The following is a 25,415-nucleotide window of genomic DNA, read 5'->3' on the forward strand; positions in this document are numbered from 1 at the left end:
TAAGTAACTGTACTGCCCACACTTCCACTACAGTCCGCTATGCCACGCCCCCTGACCCGCATCGAATCCGTCATCCAGGCGGTACACACCCGCATCAATGCGCGGGTCGATGGCCCCGGCTCGCGCCTGCCTTCGGTACGTGCGCAGGCGGCGACGATGGGAGTTTCAGTCTCCACCGTGGTCGAGGCCTACGAGCGCCTGGCCGCCGAGGGTGTGATCAGCGCACGCGCGGGCTCGGGCTTCTACGTCAGCGGGCCGGTCGCACCGCTCGCGTTGGCCGAAATGGGACCTCGGCTGGATCGCGCGGTGGACCCGCTGTGGGTGTCGCGGCAATCGCTGGAAACACCGGCCGGCCATCTCAAGCCAGGCTGCGGCTGGATGCCCAGCGACTGGCTGTACCAGGACGGCATGCGCCGTGGCCTGCGTCGGCTGGCACGCGTCGGCGCAGCGCATCTGGTCGACTATGCCGGCCCGCTGGGCCTGCCGCCGCTGCGCCAGCTGCTGCAGCGACGCGCTGCCGGGCTGGGCATCGATACGCCGATGGAGCAGATCCTGTTGACCGAATCCGGGACGCACGCGGTCGACCTGATCTGCCGCTTCCTGCTCAAACCCGGCGACTGCGTGCTGGTGGATGACCCCAGTTACTTCAACTACCACGCGTTGCTGAAGGCACACCAGGTGCAGGCAGTGGGCGTGCCGTACACACATACCGGTCCCGACCTGGACGCATTCGCCCAAGCCCTGCAAGCGCATACGCCGCGGCTGTACATCACCAACTCCGGCCTGCAAAACCCGACCGGCGCGGTGCTTTCCGCCAGCACCGCGCACCGCCTGCTGGGCCTGGCCGAACGCAATGAACTGATCATCGTCGAGGACGACATCTTCGCCGACTTCGAACTGCAGCCTGCACCGCGGCTGGCCGCGCTCGATGGGCTGTCGCGGGTGATCCACGTCGGCAGCTTCTCCAAGACGCTGTCGGCGGCTTCGCGCTGTGGCTATATCGCTGCACGCCACGACTGGATAGAGGCATTGACCGACCTGAAGCTGGCGACCAGCTTCGGTGGTGGCCATCTGGCCGCGCAGTTGATGCACATCGCGCTGACCGACAGCGGTTACCGCCGCCACATGCAGTCGATACGTTCGCGCCTGGCCGATGCACGCCGGCACACACTGCGGAAACTGCAGACGCTGGGCATCACCCCGTGGCTGCAGCCGGAAGCCGGCCTGTTCCTGTGGTGCCAGCTGCCCGATGGCCGCGACGCCGCCGCACTGGCGCGGCAATGCCTGCGCGAGGGCATCGTGCTGGCGCCGGGCAACGCGTTCAGCCAGTCGCAGCGCGCGGCCGACTATGCACGTTTCAACGTTTCGCAGTGCCAGGACCCGAGGATCTGGCAGGTGCTGGCGCGCGCGCTGCGTTGAGTTGGTAATGCGCGACCAGCGCATCCACCACCACGCGGACGCCCGGCAACTGGCCGCGACGATGCGGCAGCAACACGCTGGTGGTGACTTCGCCGGCATGCCACGCCGGCAGCACCTGCTGCAGGCGGCCGGCGGCGATGGCCGCAGCACACAGGCTGTGTGGCAGCACGGTGATGCCAAGACCCGCTTCTGCCGCCGCGATCAGCAGCTGCGATTCATTGCCGACCAGCGCCACCTGCGGCTCCACCTGCACGGTGTGGGCGTCGGCGCCGTGCAGCGTCCAGCGCGTTGCATGGCGCGCGGTCAGCAGGCCGGCATGCGCGCGTAGCTGTTCGGGCGTGTCCACTGCCGGCGCGGCTGCCAGATAACCAGGGGACGCCACCAGCACGATGCGTTCGCTACCGAGCATGCGCTGCACCAACCCGGAATCCGGCAGCGGACCGAAGTGGCTGCGCAGGGCGATGTCGATGCCTTCCTGCGCCAGGTCGATGAAACGATCACTCACTTCAACTTCGATACGCAGCCGTGGATAGCGGCGGGCCAACGCGGGCAGGCACGCGGCGAGCTCCCCCTGCACCACCGGAATCGAAGCGCTGATCCGCACGGTGCCGCTGGGTTCGGCCTGGCGGTCGCGGACAATGGCCTCGGCGGCCTCAACCTCGGACAACGCTGCGCGTGCGCGCTCGAAGAACTCCTGACCGACCTCGGTCAATGCGAAGCGGCGCGAACTGCGCTGCAGCAGCCGCACCTGGAGCTGTTCTTCCAGCAGCGCCACGCGCTTACTCAGGGTCGAGCGCGGCAGGCCCAGATGGCGCCCGCCTGCAGCGAACCCGCCCTGCTCCACCGCGGTCACGAACAGGGCCAGATCGTTGAGGTTGAGCATGCGCAACGTCCACAGATGTGGACTTCAGGATGCCATTCAAGCGGCTTCCGGGGCAATGTCCACGCAGGCACGCTTTCCTCACCCGCCGCATCGCGGCTTGAACCGGAAACCTGCCATGACCCCGATCCTCTTCTACGGCGTGCCCTCGGGCTGCTCGTTCGGCTCCATCGTCGCCCTGGAATGGCTGCGCCAGCCGTATCACCTGTGCCGCATCGACATGCCCGGCCAGGTGCAGGGCGAGGACTACCGCCGCCTCAATCCACTAGGCGAAACCCCGACGCTGCGAACCGCGCAGGGCGAGCTGCTCAGCGAGAGCCTGGCCATCCTCAACCACCTGGCCGCGCTGGGTATCGCGCAGGGACTGGGCTTCGCACAGGGCACCTCCAGCTTCGATCGCCTCAACCATCGGCTGGCCTATCTCAACACCAGTTTCTTCGGTGCCTACGCGCCGCTCTGGCACGCACTGGAGCATGCGGAAGGCGATGAAGGCGAGGCGCTGCGTGCCTATGGCACGACCAAGGTGCGCCACGCCCACCAGGCGCTGGAGCAGATGATCGGCACGGGTCCGTGGCTGCTGGGCGAACAGCGCAGCTTTGCCGATGCCTACTTCGCAGGCATCGCGCGCTGGAACGACTATCACCAGGTGGTCGATCGTCGCGGGTTCCCCAGGGTGCAGCAGCTGTTCGAGCGCCTGCAGGACGACGCCGGCGTGCAGTTCGCCCACGCCATCGAAGCGCAGCAGCCGGCAACCAGCAGCGGTGGCTTCCTCGGCGAAGTGCGGCTGGAAGACGTGCTTGAGGCCACAGCGGCCTGAGTCCTGTCCTGCCCGCGCGGCAGCGGCGCGCAATGCCTCTTGCGCGCCGCGCTACAGTGGTATGTCCCCCGCCGCAGGAATCCGCGCATGTCCACGTTCTCCGATCCGCAGGCCGTGGCCCGCTATGCCGAAGCGCCGCTGCGCCAGGTGCCGGGTTTCCTCGCCCTGCAGCAGATGAGCCGGCTGCTGCTGGCCGAACGTGTTCCCGCGCAGGGCCGCGTGCTGGTGCTGGGTGCCGGTGGTGGGCTGGAGCTGAAGGCCTTTGCCGAGGCGCAGCCGGGCTGGCAGTTGCTGGGCGTGGACCCGGCCGCGCCGATGCTGGCCCTGGCCGAGCAGACACTGGGTCCGCTGATGTCGCGCGTGCAGCTGCTGGAAGGCTATATCGACGATGCGCCCGATCTGCGCTTCGATGGTGCCAGCTGCCTGCTGACCCTGCACTTCCTCGACGCCGCGCAGCGGCGGCACACGTTGCGCGAGCTGCACCGGCGCCTGCAACCCGGCGCGCCGCTGGTTGTGGCCCACCACAGCGTGCCGCAGGAACCGGCCGGCAAGCTGCGCTGGTTGCAGCGCTACGCAGCGTTCGCCGAAGCCTCGGGCGTTGCCCACGCCGATGCACAGCGAGCGATCGAGGCCATTGCCGAGCGGCTGCCGCTGCTGGCCCCCGAACAGGAAGTGGCGCTGCTGCAGGAGGCCGGCTTCGACGGCGTGGAGCTGTTCTACGCAGGCTTCAGCTTCAAGGGCTGGGTGGCGTACGCCGGGTGATGCCTAAGGCACCACGGTGATGCCGATGCGCTGCATCAACAGCGCCACCTGCTGCACATCCAGCGTGGCGCCACGCAGGTTGGTGCTGCGCAGGTCCAGCTCGCCCAACTCGGAGTTGGTCAGGTCGCAGTCGGTGAAGTTGGCGCTGTTCCAGTCGATGCCCTCGAACTGGCCGCCGGACAGGTCCGAGCCGGCGAAGCTGGCGCCACTCACATTCGCGCCATCCCAGCGGTTTTCCCATAGCTCGCACTTTTCCAGCGTCACCCGCGAGAAATTGGCATAACGCAGGTTCGACTTCTTGATGAAGGCACTGCAGAACCAGCTGCGCGTGGTGATCTGGTTCATGAAGCTGGCGTTGCTGAAATCCGCGCCCTGCGCACGGCATTCGCTGATCTCCAGGCCCAGCGCCTTGATGAAATTGAAGTGGCACATGCTGATGTCGCAGCTGCGGAAGCTGGCTTCCTTCAGCGTGGCGCCGTTGAAGCGACAGCCGGCGCGGCTGTCGGCATCGTAGAAGCTGCAGTTGATGAACTCGGTGGCGGTCAGGTCCGCGCCGGAGAAATCGCACTCGTGGAACTGCTGATCGACCACCTTCTGGCCGGTGTACTGGTCCGCGCCGATGCGCAGCTTGCGGTGAACGGTGGGGGACATCAGGGATTCCATGCCAGGTACCCCGCCATGATGCCGGGCCGCGAGGGCGATCCATAGACCCCGGGCGCTGGCGGGTTCACCGGCAGTCCAGCCGCCCTGTGCCCGCTTCGGCCCAATGCACGTTCTTGCATGTTTATGCACGGATGTGCAGACTTGCGTCATGAGCTCCGATCCCAGCCCCCTTCCCGCCCAGCGCACCCGGCAGATCCTGGAGGAACTGCGCGAGCAGGGCCGCGTGGTCGCCGCCGAACTGGCCCGCCGCTATGCCGTCTCTGAAGATTCGATCCGCCGCGACCTGCGCGAGCTGGCTGCGCAGGGCCTGTGCCAGCGTGTCTACGGCGGCGCTGTGCTGCCGCCACCCAAGGAACGCCCGCTGCGCGAACGCCTGACCCGCGACCGCGGCGACAAGGCCGAGCTCGCCGCCCGCGTCTGCGCGCTGCTGCACCCCGGCCAGGTCGTACTGCTCGACGCCGGGTCGACCAATCTGGCGATCGCCCAGCAGTTGCCGGCCGCACTCGGGCTGACGGTGATCACCAATGCCCCGCAGATCGCCACCGCCGCCAGCCTGCTTGAAGGCACCTCTGTGCAGCTGATCGGCGGCCGCCTGGCCAGCGGTGGCGGTGCGGTCGGTGCCGAAGCGATGGCCCAGGTGCAGCGCCTGCGTGCCGATGTGTACCTGCCCGGCCCCTGCGCGGTGGACAGCGATACGGGTGTGTGGGCGATGGATGCGGAAGAAGCCACGCTGAAGCGCGCGATGGTAGCGTGCAGCAGCCGCGTCATCGTTGCCGCTACCACTGAAAAGCTCGGTGCCCGCGGCAACTGGCAGATCGCCAGCCTGGACGAGATTGACGACCTGGTGCTGACCACCACCGCACCGCCCGCCCTGGCAGCACGCTTCCGCGCCGCCGGTATCGCGGTGCACCCCACGCCCCCCTGACCGTACCGCTCATGTCCCTTGCCAACCGCGCGCGTGCCGAACAGCACGCGACCCGCGCTGCGTTCTTCATCCCCGGTTTCGCCACCGCGCTGTGGGCCACCCTGGTGCCATTCGCCAAGACGCGCACCGACATCAACGACGCCACGCTGGGGCTGGTGCTGCTCTGCCTCGGTGCCGGTTCGCTGCTGGCGATGCCGTTGTCCGGCGTGCTGGCCGCGCGCCTCGGTTGCCGCCGGGTGATGGTGGCCAGCAGCCTGCTGATCTGCCTGACCGTGCCCGGCCTGGCACTGGCCGGATCAGCCTGGACGCTGGGCGTGGTGCTGTTCGTGTTCGGTGCGGCCGTGGGTGCGATGGACTGCACGATGAACGTGCAGGCCGTCATCGTCGAGCGCGAAGCACGGCGCGTGATGATGTCCGGCTTCCATGCCTTCTTCAGCATCGGCGGCTTCCTCGGTGCGGCCACCATGACCGTGCTGCTGTCCGCACAGTTGCCGCCCTTGGCATCGGTGCTGATCGGTGTCGGCGCCATGCTGCTGGTGATGCTGTTGTCGGCGACGTACTGGCACAGCGAACGCATGCCGCACGACACACCGATGCTGGCCCTGCCACATGGCATCGTGCTGTTCATCGGCGTGCTGGCCTTCGTTGCCTTCCTCGGCGAAGGCGCGATGCTGGACTGGAGCGCGGTGTTTCTCAGCGATGTGCGTCGCGTCGACGCCAGCCTCGCCGGTATCGGCTATGTGACCTTCACCCTGACCATGACCGTCGCGCGGCTGTTCGGCGATGCACTGGTGGCACGCGTGGGTCGCCAACGCGCGATCGTGTTCGGTGCTCTGCTTGCCGCCGCTGGCGTGCTGGTGCTGACCCTGGTCACGCCGTGGCAGGCGTCGCTGATCGGCTATGTGCTGGTCGGCCTCGGTTGCGCCAACATCGCACCCGCGCTGTTCTCGCTGGCCGGCCACCAGACCCGCATGCCCGGGGCCCTGGCAATCACCGCCGTTTCCACGCTGGGCTTTGCTGGCATCCTTGCCGGACCGGCGCTGATCGGTTTTGCTGCCAACCACTTCGGCCTGATCGCCGCATTCATCGGCGTGGCCACGGCCTTGTTGCTGGTGGCCGTGTCCACGCGCTGGCTGCGGGTGTAGTCCAGGGCATCAGCGCCGCCTGCGCCGCAGCTTCATCCGCAACCGGCGGTAGCCGATCACCGTGGCCGTCGCGCACAGCGCGGTGCCCGCCAGGCTCAGCAGCAGCAACACAGCCAGCCGGGTGGTGTCCTGACGCAGCATCGCCGGCAGGTCCCAGCTGTGCAGGAAGTAGAACAGCCAGCGCCCCACCCGCTCGCGATGCCCCATCGTCAGCAACGGATCGCCGGTGGCCAGATCGAGGTAGACGCGCGTCGCCTCGGCATCGCCGAAATCCACCACTGCCACCGGGAAGCGGCGTACCGCTGCGCCGTTCATGGCCTCGGGCGCACGCGGATAGAAGTAGGCATCCGCTGCCTGCTGCACCACGAAACCCTGCATCGGCGCATCCGACAGCGCCTGAACCTTCTGCTGCAGCCACGCGGCCGGCAGCAACCGCGCAACCTGCAGATGGCCATCACTGCCGGACACAATGCGGGTATCGCCCTGCCCGTCCAGCAGCACCGCAAACAGCTCACCACCGATGCGTCGCCACTGGATCTCCACCGGCTTGAACCGCTCGGCGTCGACGGCCGTCAGCAGCGCCGCCGGCTCGCCCAGTGCGCCATCCACCGCGGCCGGACCACCGCGATAGCGTCCGCTGTCGATCGCCTCGCGCATGCTGCCGAAGACGCCCAACGGGTTCATCGACATCAGCCCGCTGAAGATCCAGGTAAACACGAAGGCGGCAGCCACCAGCCCGATCAGGTGGTGCCAGCGCATCCATGGTTCAACGTATGGCGTCTTCGCTCCCGAACGGTAGTGCCCACGGAAGCGCCAGCGCCACACACCGACCACGATGCCGCTGACTGCCGCCACCGTGCACAGCGCGGACAACACGATCACCACCCACGTCCACACCGGGTCCACCGAGTGCATGCGCAGGAAGTACAGCCAGTGCAGCCAGGCGCCCACATAGTTCCATCGTTGCTGCACATGCGGGGCATCCAGCACCACTTCGCCGGTACGCGAGGACACATACAGGTCGCCCGGCTGCGCGCCGCCCACCTCGACCCGGTACAGCGGTCGATGCGCGTCCAGTGCACGCGAATGCGTCCAGCGGTCCTCATCCACGCGCATCGCACCCACGAAGGCCTGGCCGCCGGCGAACTGCGCAGCGGATGCTTCAGCGCGCTGTGCCGACACCGGCAGCAGGGCCTGGCCGGTCACGGCAGACCAGGCGCCCACGTTGCTGCCACTTCGCACCACATACGCTGGCTCGCCACGCAGCGTGGTCAGCGCCACGGCCTCCGGCTCGGCCTGCACGGCGGCTGGCAGTACCGACAGTCCCTGCAGGTCGCGGGCCTCACCCAGCACCGGCAACGCCGCCAGCCGCTCACCGGGGGTCAGCTTCGGGTAGCCGATGAACAGCATCACCATGCCGCTGACAAACCACAGCAGCATCAGCAGGCACCCACCGATGCCCAGCCAGCGGTGCACCAGGTAGGTCCAGCGCTTGGCGGTGGATCGCAGCGTCATCGCCAGCGCCCTCAGAAGCGATGGTCGACGGAGAATTCGACGCGCCGGTCCGCACCCAGCAGCCACTGCGTGCTGGTGTAGTACGCGGTGGCGTAGTACGCCTTGTCGAACACGTTGAACAGCCGCGCGGACAGTCGCGTGCGCGGTGCCGCCTGCCAGGTCAGTGCCAGGTCGGTGGTGCTGTAGCCGGGCAGCTCCAAGGTGTTGGCGTTGTCGGCGTAGCGCTTGCCGACGTAACGCACGCCAGCCGCCGCACTCCAGTCCGGTGCAAACCGCCAGCTCAGCCACACATTGGCCAGGCGCTCGGCCACGTTCGGCGGCACGTTGCCATCGCGCGACACCAGCACCGCCGGCGAACCGGTGGTTTCCAGGAAGTCCTCGAACTCGGCCTTCAGCACCGTCGCATTGGCATCCAGCGACCAGTGCGGCGCGAAGTTCCAGTTCAACGACGCTTCAATACCACGCGAGGTCTGGGCCCCCACCTGCACCCTGCGATCCGGCACCAGCGGGTCGCGGCTGAGCAGCCCGGTCTTGCGGATGCGATACGCCGCCAGCGTCCACTCGCCGCCATCGAAGGCCTGCTTCAGGCCCACCTCGATCTGCCGCCCCTTGGCCAGGTCGAAGGCACCGTTGGCCGGGCTGATCATCAACAGGCCACTGACCGGGTCCGCCGCCTGCGAGTACTGCGCATACAGGCTCAGCGTCGGCTGCAGCGCGAATACCGTGCCTGCACGCCAGCCGGTGCTGCTGTAGGTCTTCGAGAACGCGTTCTGGCCACTGATCAGATCGGTGCGATCGATGCGCGCGCGGTCGTGACGCAGCCCACCCAGTACCGACCAGCGTTCACTCAACACCAGCCTGTCCTCCACGAACAGCGCGTACTGCTCAGCGCGGTTGCGATAGCGCGGCAGGTTCGGTGCATCGCTGGCGAACTGGCCTGGCACCGGATCGAACGGGTCGACCGGACCCGAGCTGCCGGCATAGGTGTTGTTGGTATGCTTGAAGTGCGCGCGGTTGGCATCCAGCCCGACGGCGAAGCTGTTGGCCAGGCCCCCGATGTTCCCTTGTACCCGCAGCCTCGAGGTCAGTCCGGTCTGGTCCTGGTTGTGGGTGATCTGGGTGTTGCCCGAACGATCGATCAAGCCGGTAGCGCGGTTGTAGACATAGGCCTCGGCGTTGCGCCAATCGCGCTGGCTGTCGATCTGGTAGACGCGGGTTCGCCATTCCACGTTCGCATTGGGTGTCCACTGCGCGTCGAACTGGGTCCAGCGATCACGGTAGCGGATCTCGCTGTCTTCCACGTTGTAGTTGCGATGGCGCAGCGCCTCCAGCTGGCGGCCATCTATTAGCGGCGTGCCGAAGTAGCGCATCGGTTGCTGGTAGCCCTGCGCATGGGTGAGGGTCAGCTGCAGGTCCGTACGCGGCTGCCACAGCAACGCACCGGAGAAGGTCGCGTCACTGTTTCGGCCACGGTCAACCCAGCCACCGCTGTAGTTGCCACTCACATCCAGCCGGTAGGCCAGCTCGGGCGTCAGCGCGCCACCACTGCCGAAGCCCAGGCGCGCAGTGTCCTCGCTGCCCACGGTCACGCTGATCTCGTTCTCGATCGCCCCACGCGTGGGCCTCTTCGGCACGATGTTGATCACGCCGCCGATCGCACCATCGCCATGGATCACCGAGGCCGGTCCACGCAGTACTTCGATGCGTTCGATCGACCAGGTATCGAACGGGAAGGTGATGCCCACGCCACCGTACTGGCGCAGCCCGTCGTACAGCCGCATCACCGAGGCGCCATCGGTGAAGCCACGGCTGGACAGTGCACTCAGGCCGTTGCCTGGATGCGGCATGGCACTGATCGCACCGGCGCGGCTGATCGCATCGTTGAGGTTGGTGTCCCCCCGTTGTTCCAGCTGTTCGCGCGAGATGACGGTCAGGCTGGCCGGTGTCTGCAGCACGCTCAGTCCCAGCGCAGACCCGGCGCTGGCGGTGGAAGACAGTTCACCGCTGCGGGTGTCGACCACGCGCACGGTATCCAGCGTGGTCGGAGGTGCCGCATCGGCAGCAAGGGCGGGCACGGCGTACAGCAGGGACATGCACAGCGCAGGCAGTGTCGCCCTGCGCAGGCGCGCGGAGTTGGGGTTGGTTTTCATTTGTTCACGGCATGCAAGGCCACCCCGCAATGGCAGGGCAGCAATCAGAAAGGGGCAAACACGCGCGTGCGGGCACCGGCCGTGGCCGGCAACCTCATGGAAGAACGTTCAGTGCAACGCGCGTGCGGCTCAGACGGCCATCAAGGCCGGTGGCCCACGCGCTCCCAATGTGCCGCTGATCCGTTGCGGCAACGTCTGCACCGCACCGCGCAGTGCGCGGCACAGCGGTGCCATCGGCGCCAACAGCAACACTGCCGCCACCAGCAGGGTGATCAGCCGCGCAGCGATCAGGCAGTAATCGCAGTCCACACCCATCTCATGGTCGGCGTGTGGATCGGCAGCCGGCTTCGGTGTCGATTCCCCGTTCTGCATTGCCATCGCGTGATGGTCATGGTGCGCTTCCATCGCGTGCTGTGCATGCTCTGCGTGCATCGCGTGATTCAAGGCTGCCACCGGTGCGGTGGCCGCAACGTGGTCATGCGCCAGCCAGCGGCTCACCAGCGGGGCGAGCAGCACCAGCAGCATGGCAAGCCATGCCAGGACCTGGAACCGGCGGTGGAGGACAGAACGACGCACGCCACCATTCTACGGGGCGATGGCCAACCTTGGACCGCGTTCAGGGTTTCCAGAAAGGTGGTGCGACGTTATGACGCAGCCGCGGACGCAGGCGCTCTCCACGGCCCCAAAGGGGACGGAAGGCGACCTTACAGCCCCTTCCGTCCCCACATCGCATTGCTAGAACCGCGCGGGCTGCTGCACCGCACGTTCCAGGAACATGACGCCCGCCTGCAGGCTGTTGCGGGCGTTCTCCAACCAGCGCTCCGGATCGGCCACCGCAAATCGCTCCTGTGCATCCACATCACCCGAGTCGGCCAGGTCGGCCAACTGCAGATGGATGTGGTTCTCCACCAGGCTCACCAGCACGGCGAGCTCGGCCGACAATCCGGCGATGCGTTCGGTGAAGCCAGCGTCGTTGCTGTTCAGAGACATGTCCCCTGTTCCTATGCGTTGCGGTGTTGATGGATGGCTTCGAAACGCTCGGCGCAGGCAGGTCCACAAAACAGCCTGGCCGGATCGCTGTCAAAGTCTTCGCTGCAGTCCGGGTTGTGGCATTCCCCAATGGGTGGAGCAACGTTGCTGGCCCGCGTTGCGTGCCGGGCCAATGCGCGTTGCAGATGGCGCGCTTCCAGTTCCTGCGCCTCGTCGATGGTGTCCGTCATGCCAGCTGTATTTTATCGGGGGTTGATCGCACCGATTGAGAACGCCGCGACGTCAGTGAAAAACGCGGGCTCGGCATCGGATCGGCATTCGCAGTTGCAATGGACTTCAGGCATGCAGGCTCCTTGTGCATGGGTGCCCCGAGGGGCGATGAACTGAAACGAGGGGCCGTCTCTGACGGCGATCGCATGATCGGAAAAACGGTTCTCGCCAACTGCGACGCAACGTCGCGCAGGCGAGATCTGCGGACGTCATCGCAGATCCATCGCTTGCCGATCGCCTTCATCGGGATCAGGGATGCAAGGTGCTGGAAGGTGTTGCAGAAAGCATCCATTTCCGACACCATGGTCACGTCATCTCCCTCCACCTTGCCCTGGCCACGCCACGTCGGTCCGCCGTCGCGTGGGCTGCATACGGCAGGCATTGCACCGCGCATTGGCCACTACCCGCTGCGGTGGACCGATCCACGTTTCAAAGGGGCCCTGTCCAATGCACGCACCGCACCCAGCGCAGGACATCGTTCCGGCGTTCCTGCAGGCCATGCACGCGCACGGCATCGTGCCGGATGCACGCGGCCGCGACGCGATCAACGCCGATGGCGCGCTGGTGCGCTTCCATGTGGAAGGCGACCGTCGTGGCACGCGCAATGGCTGGGCCGTATTGTTCGGAGACCACGTGCCGGCCGGTGAGTTCGGCAGCTGGCGCACCGGCAGCCGCCATGCCTGGTGTGCGAAGCCGGAAACCACACTGAGTGCTGCCGAACAGCGCACGATCCGGCAACGCCAGGAAGTCGCCCGTACCGAACGGGAACGGCAGCAGCGCGAACGTGAGGAGGCCGCAGCCAAGGCCGCCAATGTATTGTGGAACCGCGCCCTTCCCGCAGATGCGCACCATCCCTACCTGGTACGCAAGGGCATCCACGCGCATGCGCTGCGTGTGGCGGCATGGCCCGTGCGCAACAGCGACGGCCTGGTCTTCCGCTACATCGACAATGCCCTGCTGGTGCCGGTGATGAACGCCACGGGCCGGATCGTCTCGCTGCAGGCGATCTTTCCGCGCACCGATCCAGCCCTCGGCCGCGACAAGGACTTTCTCAGCGGAGGCCGCAAACAGGGTTGCTTCCACGTCATCGGCAAGCCGCTGCCTGGACAGCCGATTGCCATTGCGGAGGGTTACGCCACGGCGGCGTCAATCCACCAGGCCACGGGCGGGTGCGTGGTGGTGGCCTGGGACGCAGGCAATCTCGCTGCGGTCGCCCGTACCTGGCGCAGCGCGGTTCCCGATGCCTCCTTCGTCATCTGTGCCGACAACGACCAATGGACCCGGCAACCGTTGGACAATCCTGGTGTCACCCACGCCACTCGCGCCGCCGCAGAGATCGACGCACGTGTGGTGTGGCCCGAGTTCGCCGCGCTGCATGACGACGATGACCGCCCGACCGACTTCAACGATCTGCACCTGCGCGAAGGACTGGAGGCAGTGCGCACCCAGCTGCTCCCTCGGCCGCCTGCCATAGCCGAAGAAGACACTGCGGAAGAGGATGCGCCATCGTCGTCCAACGCACGCTACCAGGTGCCCGGCAACCTGTCCGCATTCGATGCCTTTACTCCGTTTCCAGACACCAGCGCACGCGGACGGCCGCTGCCGACCGCGCGCAATCTGGCCGAGCTGTGCCGGCGCACCGGCGTCACCGTGCGCTACAACGTCATCCGCAAGGATCTGGAGATCCTGGTCCCGGGGCTGCAGAGCACGGTCGACAACGCCAAGGAGGTGGCCGCCGGCGAAGTGATGGACTGCATGCACCGCGCCGGCATGGCCATCACCAGCTTCGAGACCAACCTGTGCCAGGTAGCCGAGGCCAATCCGTACAACCCCGTCGCAAGCTGGATCACCTCACGGCCCTGGGATGGCCAGTCCCGCCTGCAGGCGTTCTTCGACACCGTGCAGGAGGCCCAACCCACGCGCATGGGCGACGGACGCATCCTGAAGGAAGTGCTGATGCGGCGATGGCTGATCTCCGGTGTGGCTGCTGCGTTTGAACCGGACGGCGTAGTGGCGCGCGGTGTGCTGACCTTCGTTTCGAAGCAGAACCTGGGCAAGACACGCTGGGCACGGCAACTGGCACCGGCCGAGCTGCAGCTGATCGCCGATGGCGTGGTGCTCGATCCGGCCAACAAGGACAGCGTCAAACAGGTCATCTCCAAGTGGATCGTGGAGCTGGGCGAAGTCGACGCCACGTTCCGTCGCACCGACATCGCTGCGCTGAAGTCGTTCATCTCGCGCAGCCACGACGAGATCCGCCGCCCGTATGCGCGCACGGAATCCCGCTATGCGCGGCGCACCATCCTGTTCGCCAGCGTGAATGACGAGCGCTTCCTGCGCGACGCCACCGGCAACACCCGCTGGTGGACCGTGCATGCCGTGGGCCTGGGCGAACCGGCACGGATCGACATGCAGCAGGTGTGGGCCGAAGCCCATGCGCTCTACTGCGACGGCGAGACCTGGCACCTGTCCAGCGAGGAACTGGATGCGCTGAACGCCACCAACGGTGAGCACGAACCGATCTCGCCGATCGCCGAGCTGATCGACCGCCATTTCGACTGGTCCGTCCCCGCCGCGCAGTGGAGCGCACAGTACCGTGCCACCGAGATCGTCATCGCAGTAGGCATCGACAAGCCGAACCGCCGCGAGGTCAACGAGGCCGCGGCCTATGTGGTCAAGCGCCATGATGTGCGTACGAAGGTGGTCGGCAAGGAGCGGGCCAAGGTCTGGTTGATGCCACCGCGAAAGCTCAGCCTCGCCGGGCACGCAGCCGGTCCGTTCTGATGCCATGACTCCATGATGGCCATCAGATCAGCGGCGACAGCTCTGAGTGTCACCCCAACCCGTCGGGATGATAGTAGATGAAAGGTGTTGACTTGAGAGGTCTGCAGAGGCAAGATATCCGTATCGGCTTCGCCACCTTCCAGGAGCGCTTCCGCCATGCCTCGTCCCCAACTGCATGCCTTCGAAGGTGAGCAGCTGACCGTGCAGCAGATCCACCAGCGGGTACCGGTGCTTTCAGAACGCACCATCCGCGACCACCTCGCTGCCGGCCGCCGTACACGTTCCGCCATGCTGTGCTTCGACCCGGTCGCGGCGGCTGCTCGCGGTGGCCGCATCACCCAGCGCATCCTGCGCGCGCGCAACACCGCCGGCCGCGATTCCTGACCCGCCCGCACTGCCGAATTCCTCCAGGAGTAGATTCCGCATGATTCCCGCCTCCCTCGACAGCGGCCATCGCATGATTGCCGACACGCTGGCCGCGTTCCGTGCCGGCCCCGCTCTGGGCAGCATCGCGCTACGGGCGGCGCCGCAAGCGCGTCCTCCGCTCTATATCGGCATCGCCGGCAGCAGGCGGGCGGGCAAGGACACCCTCGCCAACGGACTGGCCTCGGCACTGGCGCTGCCCTGCGACAGCTTCGCCGCCCCGCTGCGGCAGTTCGTCGCCTCCCTCCTCGGGCTGTCGCTGCGTGAACTGGACAGCCGCAAGGAGGACGCCATCGACTGGCTGGCCGAGCTCACGCCGCGTCACCTGATGCAGACCGCCGGCAGCGAATGGGGGCGCGATCGCATTCACCCCGAGCTGTGGGTCCGTTCGCTGTTCGCGCGCCTCCCGGCGGGCGGCCTGGTACCTGATGTCCGCTTCGCCAATGAAGCCCATGCGATCCACCGCCGCGGCGGTGTCGTGATCCGCGTCAACCGCCCGGGCCATGGAGCCCATGACACCCGCGCCAGCGAGCAGTCACTGCCCGATGAACTGGTCGACATCGAGGTGAGCAACAACGGCAGCCAGGCCGATCTGGTACGCAGGACGCTGGACCAGCTGCTGTCGCGCGGCTTGATCTGAGCCTGTCTCAGGGCCGCGCTGCCCCGTCTCTTCCACTGACTCGATCGCAGGTTCCGGCCCATCATCGGCGAAAATGATGTAAGGTCGTCCCCCATCACCGACGACACCTGTCGTCACCCTGCATCCCCAACCCATTTCGCAGAGAGGAAACGCCATGGAGGTCGAACAGTTCACGTCGATGCGCCTGAAGGCCATCGAGTTGTTCAAGTCCCAGCCCAAGGGCAGCAAGGACACCGTGAGCCTGGACGCGATCTTCATCTCGCTGTGCTCGCAGGCCAATGTCCAGGCCGACGCCGGCGGTGCCAGGCAGGTGCGGACCGCCGCACGCCCTGGCAACCAACAACCGCCCGCACCGTGGTTCACCGAAACCCTCGCTGCCTTGAAGGGCAAGGGCGAGTCGATCACCGTGGCGCGCTTTCTGATGTTCGCCAACCGCTTCCCGGTCAAGCGCATGGACCAGGTCAACGCAGCCCGCTGGCTGCGCGACGCGGGTTACATCCCGCGCAAGACCGGCGGCAATCTGGTATTCGATCTTTGATCCAGCGCCTCCTGCAGTCCTGAAGCCCCGGCATCGTCCGGGGCTTTTTCGTTTCAGGGCCCGCTCGCCTGCATGAGGATGGCCAACGGGGCGTCGTCCTCACCCTGTACCTGCCGCATCTCCTTGATCTGCCCTTCCTTCCACCCTGTGAGGACCACGAGTACGAAAGGACAGGGAAACATCGGTGGCGACGGCCAGCAGTCGCGAGGCATCACACCGCGGCCTGCTGCACTCCTCACCCGTCCTCGCGGCGCCGATGAATGCCTTCAGCACAAATAATCGCAAGTAGATGAAAGGTGTTGACCTAAGTGACGGGATGGCAACAGTGGAGATCAATGCCACTGACGACACCCTTCATGAACGCCCTGCCCGACAGCATCCAGACCCTGGCCGAGGTCATCGGCGAATCCGCAGCCCTCACGCTGGTGCGTGCGTGGCCGCCGACCACCTCCAGCACCACCGGCCGTCACCGCGTCATCGTCTACGTCCCCTCCACCCTGCCCGACCAGCATCGGCTGATCGACATCCTTGGCCACGACGTCGCCCGGCGGCTGGTCGCGCACTTCGGCGGCGAACTGTTGTTCCTGGCGTCCTGCTTCGCTGCCGGCGCGCACGAACGCCGTGAGCAGATCGCCCGCGCGGTCGCCAGCGGCATGCCGCGCGAACATGTGGCACGTGAGTTCGGTGTCTCGCAGACCACCATCAAGCGCGCCCTGCGCGGTGCCCGCTCCGCGCCACCACCGGCGGTCCATCCGGCCCTGCTCAAGGGTTACGCGCGCGCATGAACGAAAGTGACCTGCTGGCCGGTGTACCGGACTGGGCCAAGTACCTGGGGGGAACCTCGGGCGTGCTGATCGCGGTATCGCTGTGGCTGCGCCAATGGTTGTCGTCAGCCAAAGTCGACCGTACCGCCGACGAAGCCACCAGCAACACGCTGCGCACCCTGCAGGAGCAGCTGGCCGCCGAACGCACCCGCGCCGACGGCCTGATGCACGAACGCGAGGCAATGGCGCAGGAGATCGGCCAGCTGCGCGGCGAGGTCAGCGCCCTGCGCGCACAGATCGTCCAGCAGAGCGTGCAGATAGACGCGCTGCTGGCGCTGGTGCGCAAACAGCCGGGAGCCGCTGCATGACCGCCGCCACAGCCATCGCCCTCGGCGGCGCCAATGTCGCCGCATTCCTGGACATGCTGGCCGTGTCCGAAGGCACCGACTTTCCCGGCCAGCGCTCGCGTGACCGTGGCTACGACGTGATCGTCGGTGGCCAGCTGTTCAGCGACTACCGCGACCATCCCCGGGTGCTGGTGTCGCTGCCGCGCTATGGCATCAAATCCAGCGCCGCCGGTCGCTACCAGTTCCTGCGCAGTACCTGGGATGACCTGCGTGCACGGCTGGACCTGCCCGACTTCGGCCCGGTTTCGCAGGATCGCGCAGCGGTTGCGCTGCTCAAGCAGTGCGGTGCCTACGAGCTGATCCGACTGGGACGTTTCGATGCCGCCGTCACCGCGGCCCGGCGCATCTGGGCGTCGCTGCCCGGCGCCGGCTATGGGCAGAAGGAACATGCGCTGGAAACACTGCGCGTGGCCTACCGCACCGCCGGTGGAGCCCTGCAGTGACACCCCTCGCCCTGCGGTTCCGAATCGGCCTGCTGGTCCTTGCCGGAAGCCACGCAGGCTGCGCCTGGCTGGGGTGGACGCTACGGGACCGCAGCGCAGACCTCGCCGATGCCAGCGCCCAGGCCGCACAGCAGGCATCGCGCGCTGACTCGGTGCAGGCCGCACACCAGCAGAACCTCGCCAATCTCCGTACCAGCGCTCAGGCCGAATCACGGCGCCTGGCCACGCAGGCCGAACGCACCCGGCAATTCACCAACCTGCAACAGGACATCGAGACCCATGCCAAGACGCCTGGCCGTGATCGCGGCGACGCTGATGCTGAGTTCGTGCGCATCTGGCGCGAAGCCAACGCCGGCCGCGCCCTGCCTCGTTGATCTCAGCATCGCACCGGCGCAGTTGCGTGCGCCGGACGAGCTGCCGGACCTGCAGGCTGCCACCGATGATGCACTGCTGCGCAACCACGTTGCGGTCGCGCGGCAGTACCACGCGCTGGCCGATCAACTACGAGCGCTGCTGTGCAGCCTCGGCAGTCAGCGCGGCATCACCCTCAACGGCGCGGTTCCGGTAACGCCTCCAGGCTGCGGCGTCGCTGCCGGCCACAACCACGGCGCTGTGCCGGCCTTCTGATTCCGCCGCGGGCGGCCACGCCTGCAATGCCGTGCCGCTCAGGTGATGGCAACACTGGCTGCAGACCGCGCGTGCCACAAGGCCACGTGCTTCCACCATTCACTACATGAGCTGATATGGCGACTGACTCCCCCTCCCCGACGCTCGACACACTGCACGGCGCCATCGAAACTGCCATCCGCGAACGCTTTCCGGACTTCGCAACCGTCGAGTTCTATCGCGAGACCAGCACCGAAGGCATGCCCACACCGGCCTGCCTGCTGGCACTGACCCGCTGTGACCGCAGCCGGGAAGGCAATGACGGCAGCGGACTGCTGCAGGCGGTGCTGCGTTTCGAGGCACGCGTCGTCGTAGCGGCCGATAGCACCGCAGGCGCGCTGCACCTGCGCAATGCCGCGATTGCACTGGCCACCTGGCTGCACCAGATAGGCCGCTTCCACGGCGCCTCCAGCGGCGCGATCGACGTGATCGCTGCCCTGCCCGAAGACACCGCAACCGCACAGCCCGGCCTGCACAGCTGGATCGTCGAATGGTCACTGCCGGTCGCGCTGGGCGACAACGCCTGGGACGATGAAAGGGGCCCAGTGCCGCAGGCATCCTATAGCTTCGCGCCAGAGATCGGCCTTGACCATGCGACGCGCTACCAGCCCCTGCCGGAGCGCGCGCCATGAGCGCCGAACACGCACGTTTGATCGGCAATCTGCTGATGATCGGTGTCGTGCGCGAGCTGGACGAAGCAGGCGGCCGCGTGCGCGTAGATGCCGATGGCATGCTCACCGACTGGATTCCCTGGCTGGAACGCCGGGCCGGACCCGGCGTGCGCAGCTGGTGCGCGCCCGAGCCGGGCGAGCAGGTCGTACTGGCGTGCCCCTATGGTGACCCCGGCCAGGCGCTGGTACTCGGCAGCCTGTACCAGGACCGCTTTCCGCCACCGGCCGACTCGCGCCTGCGGCAACGCACCGAATTCGCCGACGGCAGCACCATCGAATACGACCAGGAAACCACCACCCTCAACGTCCATGTCGGCAGCGGCAAGGTCATCGTCACCTGCGCGAATGCACAGGTGATCGCCAGCGAATCGATCGTGCTCGATACACCGTCGATCAAGGCGACCGGCAACCTGGACGTCAGCGGCGCGATCAATGCGGGCAAGGACATCAGCACACCCGCCGAGATCAAGGCAGGTGCCATCGGGCTGAAGGCACACAAGCACACCGCGCAGGGGCCGACCGCTCCGACCACGCCGGCGCAGGCCTGATCGGCCACGCCTGCAATGCCCTGAAAAACCGCACTTCACGACGATAGAGGCCATGCGAGGAATCGACGCCAACACCGGCAAATCATTGGATGGGCTCGCCCATCTGCACCAGTCCGTGCGTGACATTCTCACCACGCCCCTTGGCTCCCGCGTACTGCGCCGCGAATACGGCTCGCGCGTGTTCGAACTGATCGATGCGCCGACCAACCGCTCGTTGCGCATGGACCTGATCGCGGCCACCGTCGACGCGCTCGCGCGATGGGAACCGCGTCTCCACGTCGAGAACGTCGACGTCTCCCTCCCCGCCCCCGGCGTGATGATCCTGGCAGTGACCGGAATCCATCTGCCCGACGGCGAGGCCATCACCATCGAAGGAATCGAGGTTCGCTAACCGTGGCATCCGGCTCGTTCACCAGTGTCAATCTCTCCCAGCTGCCTGCACCGGCGGTCATCGAAGTGCTCGATTTCGAAGCCATGTTCGATGAGTCGCTGACTGCGCTCCAGGCCCTGGATCCCACCTTCGACGCGCTGTTGCCGTCGGACCCGGCATTCAAGATCCTCGAGGTCTGCACCTACCTGCGCCTGCTCGATCGCCAGCGCGTCAACGACGCAGCACGTGGCGTGATGTTGGCATATGCGGTCGGCAGCGACCTGGATCATCTCGCCGCGATCTTCGGCATCGCCCGCCAAGTGCTTGACCCGGGCAAGCCACAGCAGGGCGTCCCACCGCGCTACGAAAGTGACGAGGATTTCCGACGCCGTATCCAGCTGGGGCCTGAAGGTTTCAGCGTGGCCGGACCGGAGGGCGCGTATGTCTTCCATGCACTAAGCGCCGATCCTCGGGTACTCGACGCAAGCGCCACCAGCCCCACGCCGGGCGAGGTCGTGGTCTCGGTGCTGTCGCGCGAGGCGGATGGAACCGCCACCCAGGGCCTGCTCGATATCGTCGAGGCGAAGCTGAGTGCGGATGACGTGCGTCCGCTGACCGATCACGTAGTGGTGAAACCCGCTGCCATCGTCAACTACTCGGTTGACGCTGCACTTTTCACCTTTGCAGGCCCGGATTCCCAAGTTGTGCTGGCCGAAGCGCGCACCCGCCTTGACCGCTACATCAGCGAATCGCATCGGCTCGGTCGTGACGTCACCCGTTCGGGACTGTTCGCCGCACTGCATGCCGAGGGTGTGCAGCGCGTGGAGATCAGCAGCCCGGCGAAAGACATCGTGGTCGATCGTACCCAGGCCACGCACTGCACCAGTGTCACGCTGACCCATGGCGGCAACGATGAGTGACGCTGCCACCCGCCTGATCGGCGCGCGTCTGCGCGGTGCCATCGATGGGCGAAACCGTACCTTCCGTCATCCGGGTGGTGCACTGGCGACCTTGCAGGCGGTGTACCGTACCGACCAGCAAGGACGGCAGCGGTTGCGCGATGTTGCCATCAGCGGCGCCACGGTCACCCTGTCGGTCGCCCCGGCACCCGGCACGCTGATCGAGGGTGACGCGCAGATCGTGGTTCCGCATGCCTCCAGCCTGCTGCCACCCAATGCCACCCACGCCGAACGTGGACTGACCCGCGCCATCGTCGCCCGTCCGCTTCCGGTGGACATCACCGCACTGTGGGACGCCGACCGCTGCCCGACCGCGTTGCTGCCCTGGCTGGCCTGGGCGCTGTCGGTTGACGAATGGAAAGCGTACTGGCCCGAAGCCGTGAAGCGCGCCCGGGTGCGCACGGCCATTGCCATCCAGCGCCGCAAGGGCACATGGGGCAGTGTGCGCGACGTCGTCGCAGCGTTCGGCGGATCGATCCTGATCCGCGAATGGTGGGAGATCCAACCGAGAGGTACGCCCTACACCTTCGAAGCCGTGATGACCATCGCCAACCAGGGTGGCGAAACCGCAACAGGCAAGTTCGTCGATGACGTCATAGGCGAGATCAACCGAACAAAGCCTGTGCGCTCGCACTTCACCTTCACCCAGGGCATGCAGGCCGACACCGCTGTCGGCGTACTTGCAGGCGCCCACGCCACGGCGTTCCGCCGCATCCAACTGACCGGAGAGTAACCCCCGCATGCGTTTGAAAATCACTGATGCCGGCTTTGCCAAGCTGGTCAATCCGCCGAACACCGGTACCAACGCGGTGCTCGTGACCCAGATCGGCCTGACTTCCACTGCATTCACGCCATCGGCAGGCATGACCACACTTCCTGGCGAGATCAAGCGGATCGCAACCTTCGGTGGACAAGCCGTGGGTGACGACACTCTGCACCTCACCATCCGCGACGACAGTACGTCCGCCTACAGCCTGCGAGGCTTCGGCCTCTATCTGGCAGACGGCACATTGTTTGCCACCTTTGGCCAGGCCGATCCGATCATGGAAAAGACGGCAGAGTCAATGCTGCTGCTGGCCACCGACACGCGCTTTTCCGAGATCGATACCACGCAGATTCAGTTCGGCAATGCGGAGTTCATCTACCCTCCCGCCACCACTGAGGTGCAGGGCGTGGTCGAGCTGGCCACCAGCAGCGAAGCCGAAGACGGTAGCGACACCCAGCGCGCGATCACGCCACGCGGCCTTCGTGCATTCATCGACAAGCGTTTCGGCAGCACTGCGCCGACGACGTTCGTTCGCACGCTGCTGTCGATCGCTACGGATACGGCGTTCCGCTCCGCGCTGGGCCTCAAATCCGCAGCATTGAAGGATGAGGGTGCCGACAAGGGCCTTGATGCCGATCTTCTCGACGGTCGCCACGGTAACCATTACCTGGACTGGCGCAACATGACCGGCGTTCCTTCCAGCGTTCATGTTCCCGGTCAGGTGATCCTGTTCGCCGGCGCGACGGCCCCCAACGGCATGCTTCTGTGCAATGGCGCGGCCGTTCCACGCGCTTCGTATCCAGCACTTTTTGCTGCCATCGGCACCCGCTATGGCTCCGGCGATGGCACAACCACGTTCAATCTACCGCTGATGCGCGAAGGCACGGTGGTCGCGCACACCACTGATCCGCAATCCGTCGGCACATTCACGGCCGGCGCAGTCATCGCGCACGCGCATACAGGCACGACAGAGAACGCCGGGCTGCACGGTCACGCGGTAAGCATCGGCAATGCCGGCAGCCATGCCCATGGCGCAAGCGCCAGCGCTGTCGGGGACCATGCCCATGGTGCCTGGACCGATGCGCAAGGGAATCACAACCACGGCGTAAACGATCCCGGCCATTCCCACACATGGAACGGTCCAGCGTCCGGCGGCAGCGGTGGCTGGGCCGCGGCAACCGGTGCACGCCCCAATCCCACCGGCACCAGCCACAACGGCACGGGTATCTGGCTCAACGACGCAGGCAATCACGGGCACAACATCGGCATGAACGGCGCCGGTGGGCACACCCACTCGATCTCGATCGCGGCGGTCGGAGACCACAGCCATCCCGCCTCTCTCTCCAACGACGGCGAACACAGCCATGCCGTGAACGTGAAGCCTACCGGTGGCGACGCCAACCTGCCCGCCGGCCTCCGAATGATCTATTGCATCGCCTACTGAGGACACACGATTGACCACTGAACCACGATTTGCGTACTCCTACGATCCGCAGACCAGGGCCTATATGGGCACGGTGAAGCTGCAGCCATCGCCAGACGGACGGTGGCATCTTCCGGACTACACCGTTGAGGCCGCACCTCAACGCGCCGCTGGCGACTACCAATCACTACGCCTGAGCCAGGATGGCAGCCACTGGGAGCTGGTCGATGACTTCCGTAACCGGATGCTCTGGGACACGGTCACTTCTTCGGTGGTGCCCAATCGACTGGCGCTGGGCGAGAAGCTGCCGCCGGGCGTGACCCTGTCCGCTCCCTATCCGCTTACGGGAGGCGATGCGTACTTCAACGCCTGGAACGCTGACGCAGGTCGATGGGAGTTGAAGCCCGACTACAGCAACCGTCCACTGTGGAATCGTGCCGATGGCAGCCTCGCCGCACCGCTGGCCCGCGGCCAGGCACTCCCAGCCAGCGTCATCGACCAGGCACCGCCCGCAGAGCGTAAAGGTCCAGTCACCTATGACGAAGCCAGCGCAGCCTGGGTGAGTGTGATTGCGCCCGGGGACGAACCAGCGACTCCGCAGCAGCTGTGACATCGGGCCACGGCTGCAATTAAGCCAGCCGCGGCCAGATACGAAGATGTACCCATGCGGCGCAGATCGCGACCGCAGCACCCACCCAACCAAGGAAAAAACAACGCATGGCCGAATTTCTGCATGGCGTGCAGGTCGTCAACATCGATGGTGGTTCCCGCTCGATCGCTGTTGCCTCGACCAGCGTCATCGGCATCGTGGGCACCGCGCCCCGGGCCGACAAGATCGCCTTCCCATACAACACCCCGGTCCTGGTGACCTCGCGTTCGCAGGCTGCCAAACTGCTCGACGGCACCGCCACCGAAGTCGATGAGGGCACCCTGCCGGGCCAGCTCGACGCCATCTTCGACCAGTCCAACGCGGTCGTCGTCGTTGTCCGCGTCGAGAAGGGCGCCACCGAGAACGACACCCTGGCCAACGTGCTGGGCGGCGTGAACGCGCAGACCGGTGCCTACACCGGCGTGCATGCACTGCTGGCGGCAAAGTCGGTAGTGGGCATCAAGCCACGCATCCTGGCGGTGCCGGGCTTCACCCACACCCACGAAAAGCGCGACACCGAACTGCTGGCCAACCCGGTCGTGGCCGAACTGCTCGGCATCGCCGACAAGCTGCGCGCGGTGATCATCAAGGATGGCCCGAACAGCACCGACGACGCTGCCAGGAGCACCACCGCCCTGACCGGCTCCAAGCGCGTCTACGTGGTCGACCCGGCGCTGCTGGTGCAGTCCGGTGATGCCATCGTCACGCGCTACGCCTCCGGTGCAGTGGCCGGTGCCATCGCCCGCAGCGACAACGAACGCGGCTGGTGGGCTTCGCCATCGAACCTGGAACTCAACGGCGTGGTCGGTACCGCGCGTGCGATCGACTTCGGCCTGTCCGACGCGACCAGCCGCGCCAACCTGCTCAACCAGTCGAACGTGGCCACGGTCATCCGCGAAGGAGGCTTCCGCCTGTGGGGCAACCGCACCGCCAGCAGTGACCAGAAGTGGCAGTTCCTGTGCGTGGTACGTACTGCCGACATCATTGCCGACAGCCTCGAAGCTGCCCATCTGTGGGCCGTCGATCGCGGCATCAGCAAGACCTACGTCGACGACGTGCGTGAGGGTGTCAATGCCTTCCTGCGCGGCCTGAAGACCCAGGGCGCGATCCTCGGCGGCAACTGCTGGATCGACCCGGAACTGAACGCAGCGGACAGCGTGGCCCAGGGCCGCTTCTTCTGGGACTTCGACTTCACCCCGACCTACCCGGGTGAGCAGCTGACCTTCCGCATGCACATGAACAACAACTACGTCTCGGAGATCTTCTAAGCATGGCGCGCAAGATCCGTAAAAACTTCAACTTCTACGTCGACGGCAAGGGCTATGCCGGCAGCGTGATGTCCTTCACCGCACCGAAGCTGTCGCTGAAGACCGAGGACTTCCAGGCCGGCGGCATGCTCGCCCCGACCGAGATCGTGCTCGGCCATGAAAAGCTCACTGCCGATGTCGAGTTTGCCTCGGACGACGCGGAGATCATGAGCAAGTTCCACGTCGTTGAAAGCAAGGAATACGGCTTCACGGCCCGCGAGGCCCTGGAAGGCGATGACGGCGAAGTGACCCAGGTCGTGCACAACATGCGCGGCAAGGTGAAGCTGCTGGACCGCGGCGAAACCAAGGTCGGCGAGAAAGGCACGATCAAGGTCAGCCTGGCACTGAGCTACTACAAGCTGACCCATGGCGCCCAGGTCGTGCAGGAGATCGACGTGGTCAACATGATCGCCCGCCAGGGTGGCGTGGACGTGCTGGCCGGCATCCGCGGCGCGCTGGGTATCTAAGCCCGCACCTCACCGAGAAAACCGGGGGCGCCTCGCGCCCCCGCATCCATCGCA

Annotated in this window: 31 protein-coding genes; 23 read left to right on the top strand and 8 right to left on the bottom strand. The window is 66.3% G+C overall.

All coding sequences use genetic code 11. The features are described from left to right. The first annotated feature begins 39 nt into the window (after window positions 1–39). Complete coding sequence (locus tag HLA98_RS03500) at window positions 40–1,419, top strand: aminotransferase-like domain-containing protein (RefSeq protein WP_057501908.1); 1,380 nt, start codon at window positions 40–42, stop codon at window positions 1,417–1,419. Here HLA98_RS03500 and HLA98_RS03505 read toward each other — a convergent pair. Beyond that, entirely contained in the window at window positions 1,358–2,302 is a 945-nt protein-coding gene (locus HLA98_RS03505; RefSeq protein WP_057501909.1) for a LysR substrate-binding domain-containing protein, read from the bottom strand. The genes HLA98_RS03500 and HLA98_RS03505 overlap by 62 nt on opposite strands. Before the next feature lie 115 nt (window positions 2,303–2,417). On the opposite strand from HLA98_RS03505, the gene HLA98_RS03510 reads away from it, so the two are divergent. Both HLA98_RS03510 and HLA98_RS03515 read left to right on the top strand, forming a co-directional pair. Beyond that, window positions 2,418–3,116, top strand: coding sequence for a glutathione S-transferase family protein (locus HLA98_RS03510; RefSeq protein ID WP_057501910.1), 699 nt, complete (start codon window positions 2,418–2,420; stop codon window positions 3,114–3,116). Between the two features lie 87 nt (window positions 3,117–3,203). Continuing rightward, complete coding sequence (locus tag HLA98_RS03515) at window positions 3,204–3,878, top strand: class I SAM-dependent methyltransferase (RefSeq protein ID WP_057501911.1); 675 nt, start codon at window positions 3,204–3,206, stop codon at window positions 3,876–3,878. A gap of 3 nt (window positions 3,879–3,881) precedes the next feature. Here HLA98_RS03515 and smqnr read toward each other — a convergent pair whose 3' ends face one another. Beyond that, window positions 3,882–4,529 carry a SmQnr family pentapeptide repeat protein gene (gene smqnr / locus HLA98_RS03520; protein WP_057501912.1) on the bottom strand — a complete coding sequence of 216 codons (648 nt, stop codon included), beginning with the start codon at window positions 4,527–4,529 and terminating at the stop codon, window positions 3,882–3,884. A 160-nt stretch (window positions 4,530–4,689) separates the two neighbouring features. Between smqnr and HLA98_RS03525 the strand changes: the two genes are divergently transcribed. After that, window positions 4,690–5,466: a DeoR/GlpR family DNA-binding transcription regulator gene (locus tag HLA98_RS03525; protein WP_057501913.1), complete on the top strand. Its 777-nt coding sequence runs from the start codon at window positions 4,690–4,692 to the stop codon at window positions 5,464–5,466. An 11-nt stretch (window positions 5,467–5,477) separates the two neighbouring features. After that, on the top strand, window positions 5,478–6,611 hold the full coding sequence (locus HLA98_RS03530) for an MFS transporter (RefSeq protein WP_057501914.1): 1,134 nt from the start codon (window positions 5,478–5,480) through the stop codon (window positions 6,609–6,611). Window positions 6,612–6,620: 9 nt separating this feature from the next. Here the strand turns inward: HLA98_RS03530 and HLA98_RS03535 are convergent, their stop codons facing one another. From HLA98_RS03535 to HLA98_RS03560, 6 genes are all read right to left on the bottom strand, one after another. After that, window positions 6,621–8,126 (bottom strand): PepSY domain-containing protein, encoded by a 1,506-nt coding sequence (locus HLA98_RS03535; protein WP_057501915.1) that lies wholly within the window; start codon window positions 8,124–8,126, stop codon window positions 6,621–6,623. A gap of 11 nt (window positions 8,127–8,137) precedes the next feature. Further along, window positions 8,138–10,276, bottom strand: a complete 2,139-nt coding sequence (locus HLA98_RS03540; RefSeq protein WP_057501916.1) for a TonB-dependent receptor — start codon at window positions 10,274–10,276, stop codon at window positions 8,138–8,140. 129 nt (window positions 10,277–10,405) lie between these two features. Beyond that, window positions 10,406–10,801, bottom strand: a complete 396-nt coding sequence (locus HLA98_RS03545; protein WP_057501917.1) for a DUF2946 family protein — start codon at window positions 10,799–10,801, stop codon at window positions 10,406–10,408. Window positions 10,802–11,011: 210 nt separating this feature from the next. After that, a complete protein-coding gene (locus tag HLA98_RS03550) occupies window positions 11,012–11,266 on the bottom strand; it encodes a hypothetical protein (protein WP_005408345.1) in 255 nt (84 codons plus the stop codon). Between the two features lie 11 nt (window positions 11,267–11,277). After that, entirely contained in the window at window positions 11,278–11,496 is a 219-nt protein-coding gene (locus HLA98_RS03555; RefSeq protein ID WP_080392957.1) for a hypothetical protein, read from the bottom strand. Next, entirely contained in the window at window positions 11,493–11,846 is a 354-nt protein-coding gene (locus tag HLA98_RS03560; protein WP_129550567.1) for a hypothetical protein, read from the bottom strand. The genes HLA98_RS03555 and HLA98_RS03560 overlap by 4 nt, the downstream gene beginning before the upstream one ends. 137 nt (window positions 11,847–11,983) lie before the next feature. Between HLA98_RS03560 and HLA98_RS03565 the strand changes: the two genes are divergently transcribed. The 18 genes from HLA98_RS03565 (at window position 11,984) to HLA98_RS03650 (ending at window position 25,361) form a co-directional block, all read left to right on the top strand. Continuing rightward, the gene (locus HLA98_RS03565; RefSeq protein ID WP_057501918.1) at window positions 11,984–14,320 is read left to right on the top strand and encodes a VapE domain-containing protein; all 2,337 of its coding nucleotides are present in this window, start codon (window positions 11,984–11,986) and stop codon (window positions 14,318–14,320) included. A gap of 156 nt (window positions 14,321–14,476) precedes the next feature. Then, entirely contained in the window at window positions 14,477–14,704 is a 228-nt protein-coding gene (locus HLA98_RS03570) for a hypothetical protein (RefSeq protein WP_057501919.1), read from the top strand. A 40-nt stretch (window positions 14,705–14,744) separates the two neighbouring features. Beyond that, on the top strand, window positions 14,745–15,383 hold the full coding sequence (locus tag HLA98_RS03575; protein WP_057501920.1) for a deoxynucleotide monophosphate kinase family protein: 639 nt from the start codon (window positions 14,745–14,747) through the stop codon (window positions 15,381–15,383). 154 nt (window positions 15,384–15,537) lie between these two features. Continuing rightward, the gene (locus HLA98_RS03580) at window positions 15,538–15,921 is read left to right on the top strand and encodes a hypothetical protein (RefSeq protein WP_057501921.1); all 384 of its coding nucleotides are present in this window, start codon (window positions 15,538–15,540) and stop codon (window positions 15,919–15,921) included. Window positions 15,922–16,277: 356 nt separating this feature from the next. Next, window positions 16,278–16,706: a Mor transcription activator family protein gene (locus HLA98_RS03585; RefSeq protein WP_232015473.1), complete on the top strand. Its 429-nt coding sequence runs from the start codon at window positions 16,278–16,280 to the stop codon at window positions 16,704–16,706. After that, complete coding sequence (locus tag HLA98_RS03590; protein ID WP_057501923.1) at window positions 16,703–17,053, top strand: hypothetical protein; 351 nt, start codon at window positions 16,703–16,705, stop codon at window positions 17,051–17,053. The genes HLA98_RS03585 and HLA98_RS03590 overlap by 4 nt, the downstream gene beginning before the upstream one ends. Continuing rightward, window positions 17,050–17,535: a glycoside hydrolase family 24 protein gene (locus HLA98_RS03595; RefSeq protein WP_057501924.1), complete on the top strand. Its 486-nt coding sequence runs from the start codon at window positions 17,050–17,052 to the stop codon at window positions 17,533–17,535. Before HLA98_RS03590 ends, HLA98_RS03595 begins: the two co-directional genes overlap by 4 nt. Continuing rightward, window positions 17,532–17,909: a hypothetical protein gene (locus tag HLA98_RS03600; RefSeq protein WP_057501925.1), complete on the top strand. Its 378-nt coding sequence runs from the start codon at window positions 17,532–17,534 to the stop codon at window positions 17,907–17,909. Before HLA98_RS03595 ends, HLA98_RS03600 begins: the two co-directional genes overlap by 4 nt. 22 nt (window positions 17,910–17,931) lie before the next feature. Continuing rightward, window positions 17,932–18,162 carry a hypothetical protein gene (locus HLA98_RS03605; protein WP_057501926.1) on the top strand — a complete coding sequence of 77 codons (231 nt, stop codon included), beginning with the start codon at window positions 17,932–17,934 and terminating at the stop codon, window positions 18,160–18,162. A 116-nt stretch (window positions 18,163–18,278) separates the two neighbouring features. After that, the gene (locus tag HLA98_RS03610; RefSeq protein ID WP_057501927.1) at window positions 18,279–18,833 is read left to right on the top strand and encodes a hypothetical protein; all 555 of its coding nucleotides are present in this window, start codon (window positions 18,279–18,281) and stop codon (window positions 18,831–18,833) included. Then, window positions 18,830–19,420, top strand: coding sequence for a phage baseplate assembly protein V (locus tag HLA98_RS03615; RefSeq protein WP_057501928.1), 591 nt, complete (start codon window positions 18,830–18,832; stop codon window positions 19,418–19,420). The genes HLA98_RS03610 and HLA98_RS03615 overlap by 4 nt, the downstream gene beginning before the upstream one ends. 52 nt (window positions 19,421–19,472) lie before the next feature. Further along, window positions 19,473–19,811 (top strand): GPW/gp25 family protein, encoded by a 339-nt coding sequence (locus HLA98_RS03620; protein ID WP_005408332.1) that lies wholly within the window; start codon window positions 19,473–19,475, stop codon window positions 19,809–19,811. 2 nt (window positions 19,812–19,813) lie between these two features. Beyond that, window positions 19,814–20,710 (top strand): baseplate assembly protein, encoded by an 897-nt coding sequence (locus HLA98_RS03625; RefSeq protein ID WP_057501929.1) that lies wholly within the window; start codon window positions 19,814–19,816, stop codon window positions 20,708–20,710. Then, entirely contained in the window at window positions 20,703–21,482 is a 780-nt protein-coding gene (locus tag HLA98_RS03630; RefSeq protein ID WP_057501930.1) for a phage tail protein I, read from the top strand. Before HLA98_RS03625 ends, HLA98_RS03630 begins: the two co-directional genes overlap by 8 nt. A gap of 7 nt (window positions 21,483–21,489) precedes the next feature. Next, a complete protein-coding gene (locus HLA98_RS03635) occupies window positions 21,490–22,959 on the top strand; it encodes a tail fiber protein (protein WP_057501931.1) in 1,470 nt (489 codons plus the stop codon). A 10-nt stretch (window positions 22,960–22,969) separates the two neighbouring features. Next, window positions 22,970–23,548 (top strand): hypothetical protein, encoded by a 579-nt coding sequence (locus HLA98_RS03640; protein WP_232015474.1) that lies wholly within the window; start codon window positions 22,970–22,972, stop codon window positions 23,546–23,548. Between the two features lie 107 nt (window positions 23,549–23,655). Next, on the top strand, window positions 23,656–24,855 hold the full coding sequence (locus tag HLA98_RS03645; RefSeq protein WP_057501933.1) for a phage tail sheath C-terminal domain-containing protein: 1,200 nt from the start codon (window positions 23,656–23,658) through the stop codon (window positions 24,853–24,855). Between the two features lie 2 nt (window positions 24,856–24,857). Continuing rightward, on the top strand, window positions 24,858–25,361 hold the full coding sequence (locus HLA98_RS03650; RefSeq protein WP_057501934.1) for a phage major tail tube protein: 504 nt from the start codon (window positions 24,858–24,860) through the stop codon (window positions 25,359–25,361). Window positions 25,362–25,415 lie beyond the last annotated feature (54 nt).

The sequence above is a fragment of the Stenotrophomonas africana genome, assembly GCF_013004645.1.
In the GTDB taxonomy this organism is placed as follows: Bacteria; Pseudomonadota; Gammaproteobacteria; order Xanthomonadales; family Xanthomonadaceae; genus Stenotrophomonas; species Stenotrophomonas africana.

What these genes read in the sequence shown, in the direction of transcription:
- HLA98_RS03630 (WP_057501930.1), top strand. Translation starts at nt 20,703, where the DNA reads ATGAGTGACGCTGCCACCCGCCTGATCGGCGCGCGTCTGCGCGGTGCC.
- HLA98_RS03540 (WP_057501916.1), bottom strand. Translation starts at nt 10,276, where the DNA reads ATGAAAACCAACCCCAACTCCGCGCGCCTGCGCAGGGCGACACTGCCT.
- HLA98_RS03505 (WP_057501909.1), bottom strand. Translation starts at nt 2,302, where the DNA reads ATGCTCAACCTCAACGATCTGGCCCTGTTCGTGACCGCGGTGGAGCAG.
- HLA98_RS03575 (WP_057501920.1), top strand. Translation starts at nt 14,745, where the DNA reads ATGATTCCCGCCTCCCTCGACAGCGGCCATCGCATGATTGCCGACACG.
- HLA98_RS03510 (WP_057501910.1), top strand. Translation starts at nt 2,418, where the DNA reads ATGACCCCGATCCTCTTCTACGGCGTGCCCTCGGGCTGCTCGTTCGGC.
- HLA98_RS03580 (WP_057501921.1), top strand. Translation starts at nt 15,538, where the DNA reads ATGGAGGTCGAACAGTTCACGTCGATGCGCCTGAAGGCCATCGAGTTG.
- HLA98_RS03585 (WP_232015473.1), top strand. Translation starts at nt 16,278, where the DNA reads ATGAACGCCCTGCCCGACAGCATCCAGACCCTGGCCGAGGTCATCGGC.
- HLA98_RS03550 (WP_005408345.1), bottom strand. Translation starts at nt 11,266, where the DNA reads ATGTCTCTGAACAGCAACGACGCTGGCTTCACCGAACGCATCGCCGGA.
- HLA98_RS03545 (WP_057501917.1), bottom strand. Translation starts at nt 10,801, where the DNA reads ATGCTGCTGGTGCTGCTCGCCCCGCTGGTGAGCCGCTGGCTGGCGCAT.
- HLA98_RS03525 (WP_057501913.1), top strand. Translation starts at nt 4,690, where the DNA reads ATGAGCTCCGATCCCAGCCCCCTTCCCGCCCAGCGCACCCGGCAGATC.
- HLA98_RS03610 (WP_057501927.1), top strand. Translation starts at nt 18,279, where the DNA reads ATGGCGACTGACTCCCCCTCCCCGACGCTCGACACACTGCACGGCGCC.
- HLA98_RS03530 (WP_057501914.1), top strand. Translation starts at nt 5,478, where the DNA reads ATGTCCCTTGCCAACCGCGCGCGTGCCGAACAGCACGCGACCCGCGCT.
- HLA98_RS03500 (WP_057501908.1), top strand. Translation starts at nt 40, where the DNA reads ATGCCACGCCCCCTGACCCGCATCGAATCCGTCATCCAGGCGGTACAC.
- HLA98_RS03515 (WP_057501911.1), top strand. Translation starts at nt 3,204, where the DNA reads ATGTCCACGTTCTCCGATCCGCAGGCCGTGGCCCGCTATGCCGAAGCG.
- HLA98_RS03650 (WP_057501934.1), top strand. Translation starts at nt 24,858, where the DNA reads ATGGCGCGCAAGATCCGTAAAAACTTCAACTTCTACGTCGACGGCAAG.
- HLA98_RS03645 (WP_057501933.1), top strand. Translation starts at nt 23,656, where the DNA reads ATGGCCGAATTTCTGCATGGCGTGCAGGTCGTCAACATCGATGGTGGT.
- HLA98_RS03590 (WP_057501923.1), top strand. Translation starts at nt 16,703, where the DNA reads ATGAACGAAAGTGACCTGCTGGCCGGTGTACCGGACTGGGCCAAGTAC.
- HLA98_RS03620 (WP_005408332.1), top strand. Translation starts at nt 19,473, where the DNA reads ATGCGAGGAATCGACGCCAACACCGGCAAATCATTGGATGGGCTCGCC.
- HLA98_RS03570 (WP_057501919.1), top strand. Translation starts at nt 14,477, where the DNA reads ATGCCTCGTCCCCAACTGCATGCCTTCGAAGGTGAGCAGCTGACCGTG.
- HLA98_RS03565 (WP_057501918.1), top strand. Translation starts at nt 11,984, where the DNA reads ATGCACGCACCGCACCCAGCGCAGGACATCGTTCCGGCGTTCCTGCAG.
- HLA98_RS03555 (WP_080392957.1), bottom strand. Translation starts at nt 11,496, where the DNA reads ATGACGGACACCATCGACGAGGCGCAGGAACTGGAAGCGCGCCATCTG.
- HLA98_RS03615 (WP_057501928.1), top strand. Translation starts at nt 18,830, where the DNA reads ATGAGCGCCGAACACGCACGTTTGATCGGCAATCTGCTGATGATCGGT.
- HLA98_RS03535 (WP_057501915.1), bottom strand. Translation starts at nt 8,126, where the DNA reads ATGACGCTGCGATCCACCGCCAAGCGCTGGACCTACCTGGTGCACCGC.
- HLA98_RS03595 (WP_057501924.1), top strand. Translation starts at nt 17,050, where the DNA reads ATGACCGCCGCCACAGCCATCGCCCTCGGCGGCGCCAATGTCGCCGCA.
- HLA98_RS03635 (WP_057501931.1), top strand. Translation starts at nt 21,490, where the DNA reads ATGCGTTTGAAAATCACTGATGCCGGCTTTGCCAAGCTGGTCAATCCG.
- smqnr (WP_057501912.1), bottom strand. Translation starts at nt 4,529, where the DNA reads ATGTCCCCCACCGTTCACCGCAAGCTGCGCATCGGCGCGGACCAGTAC.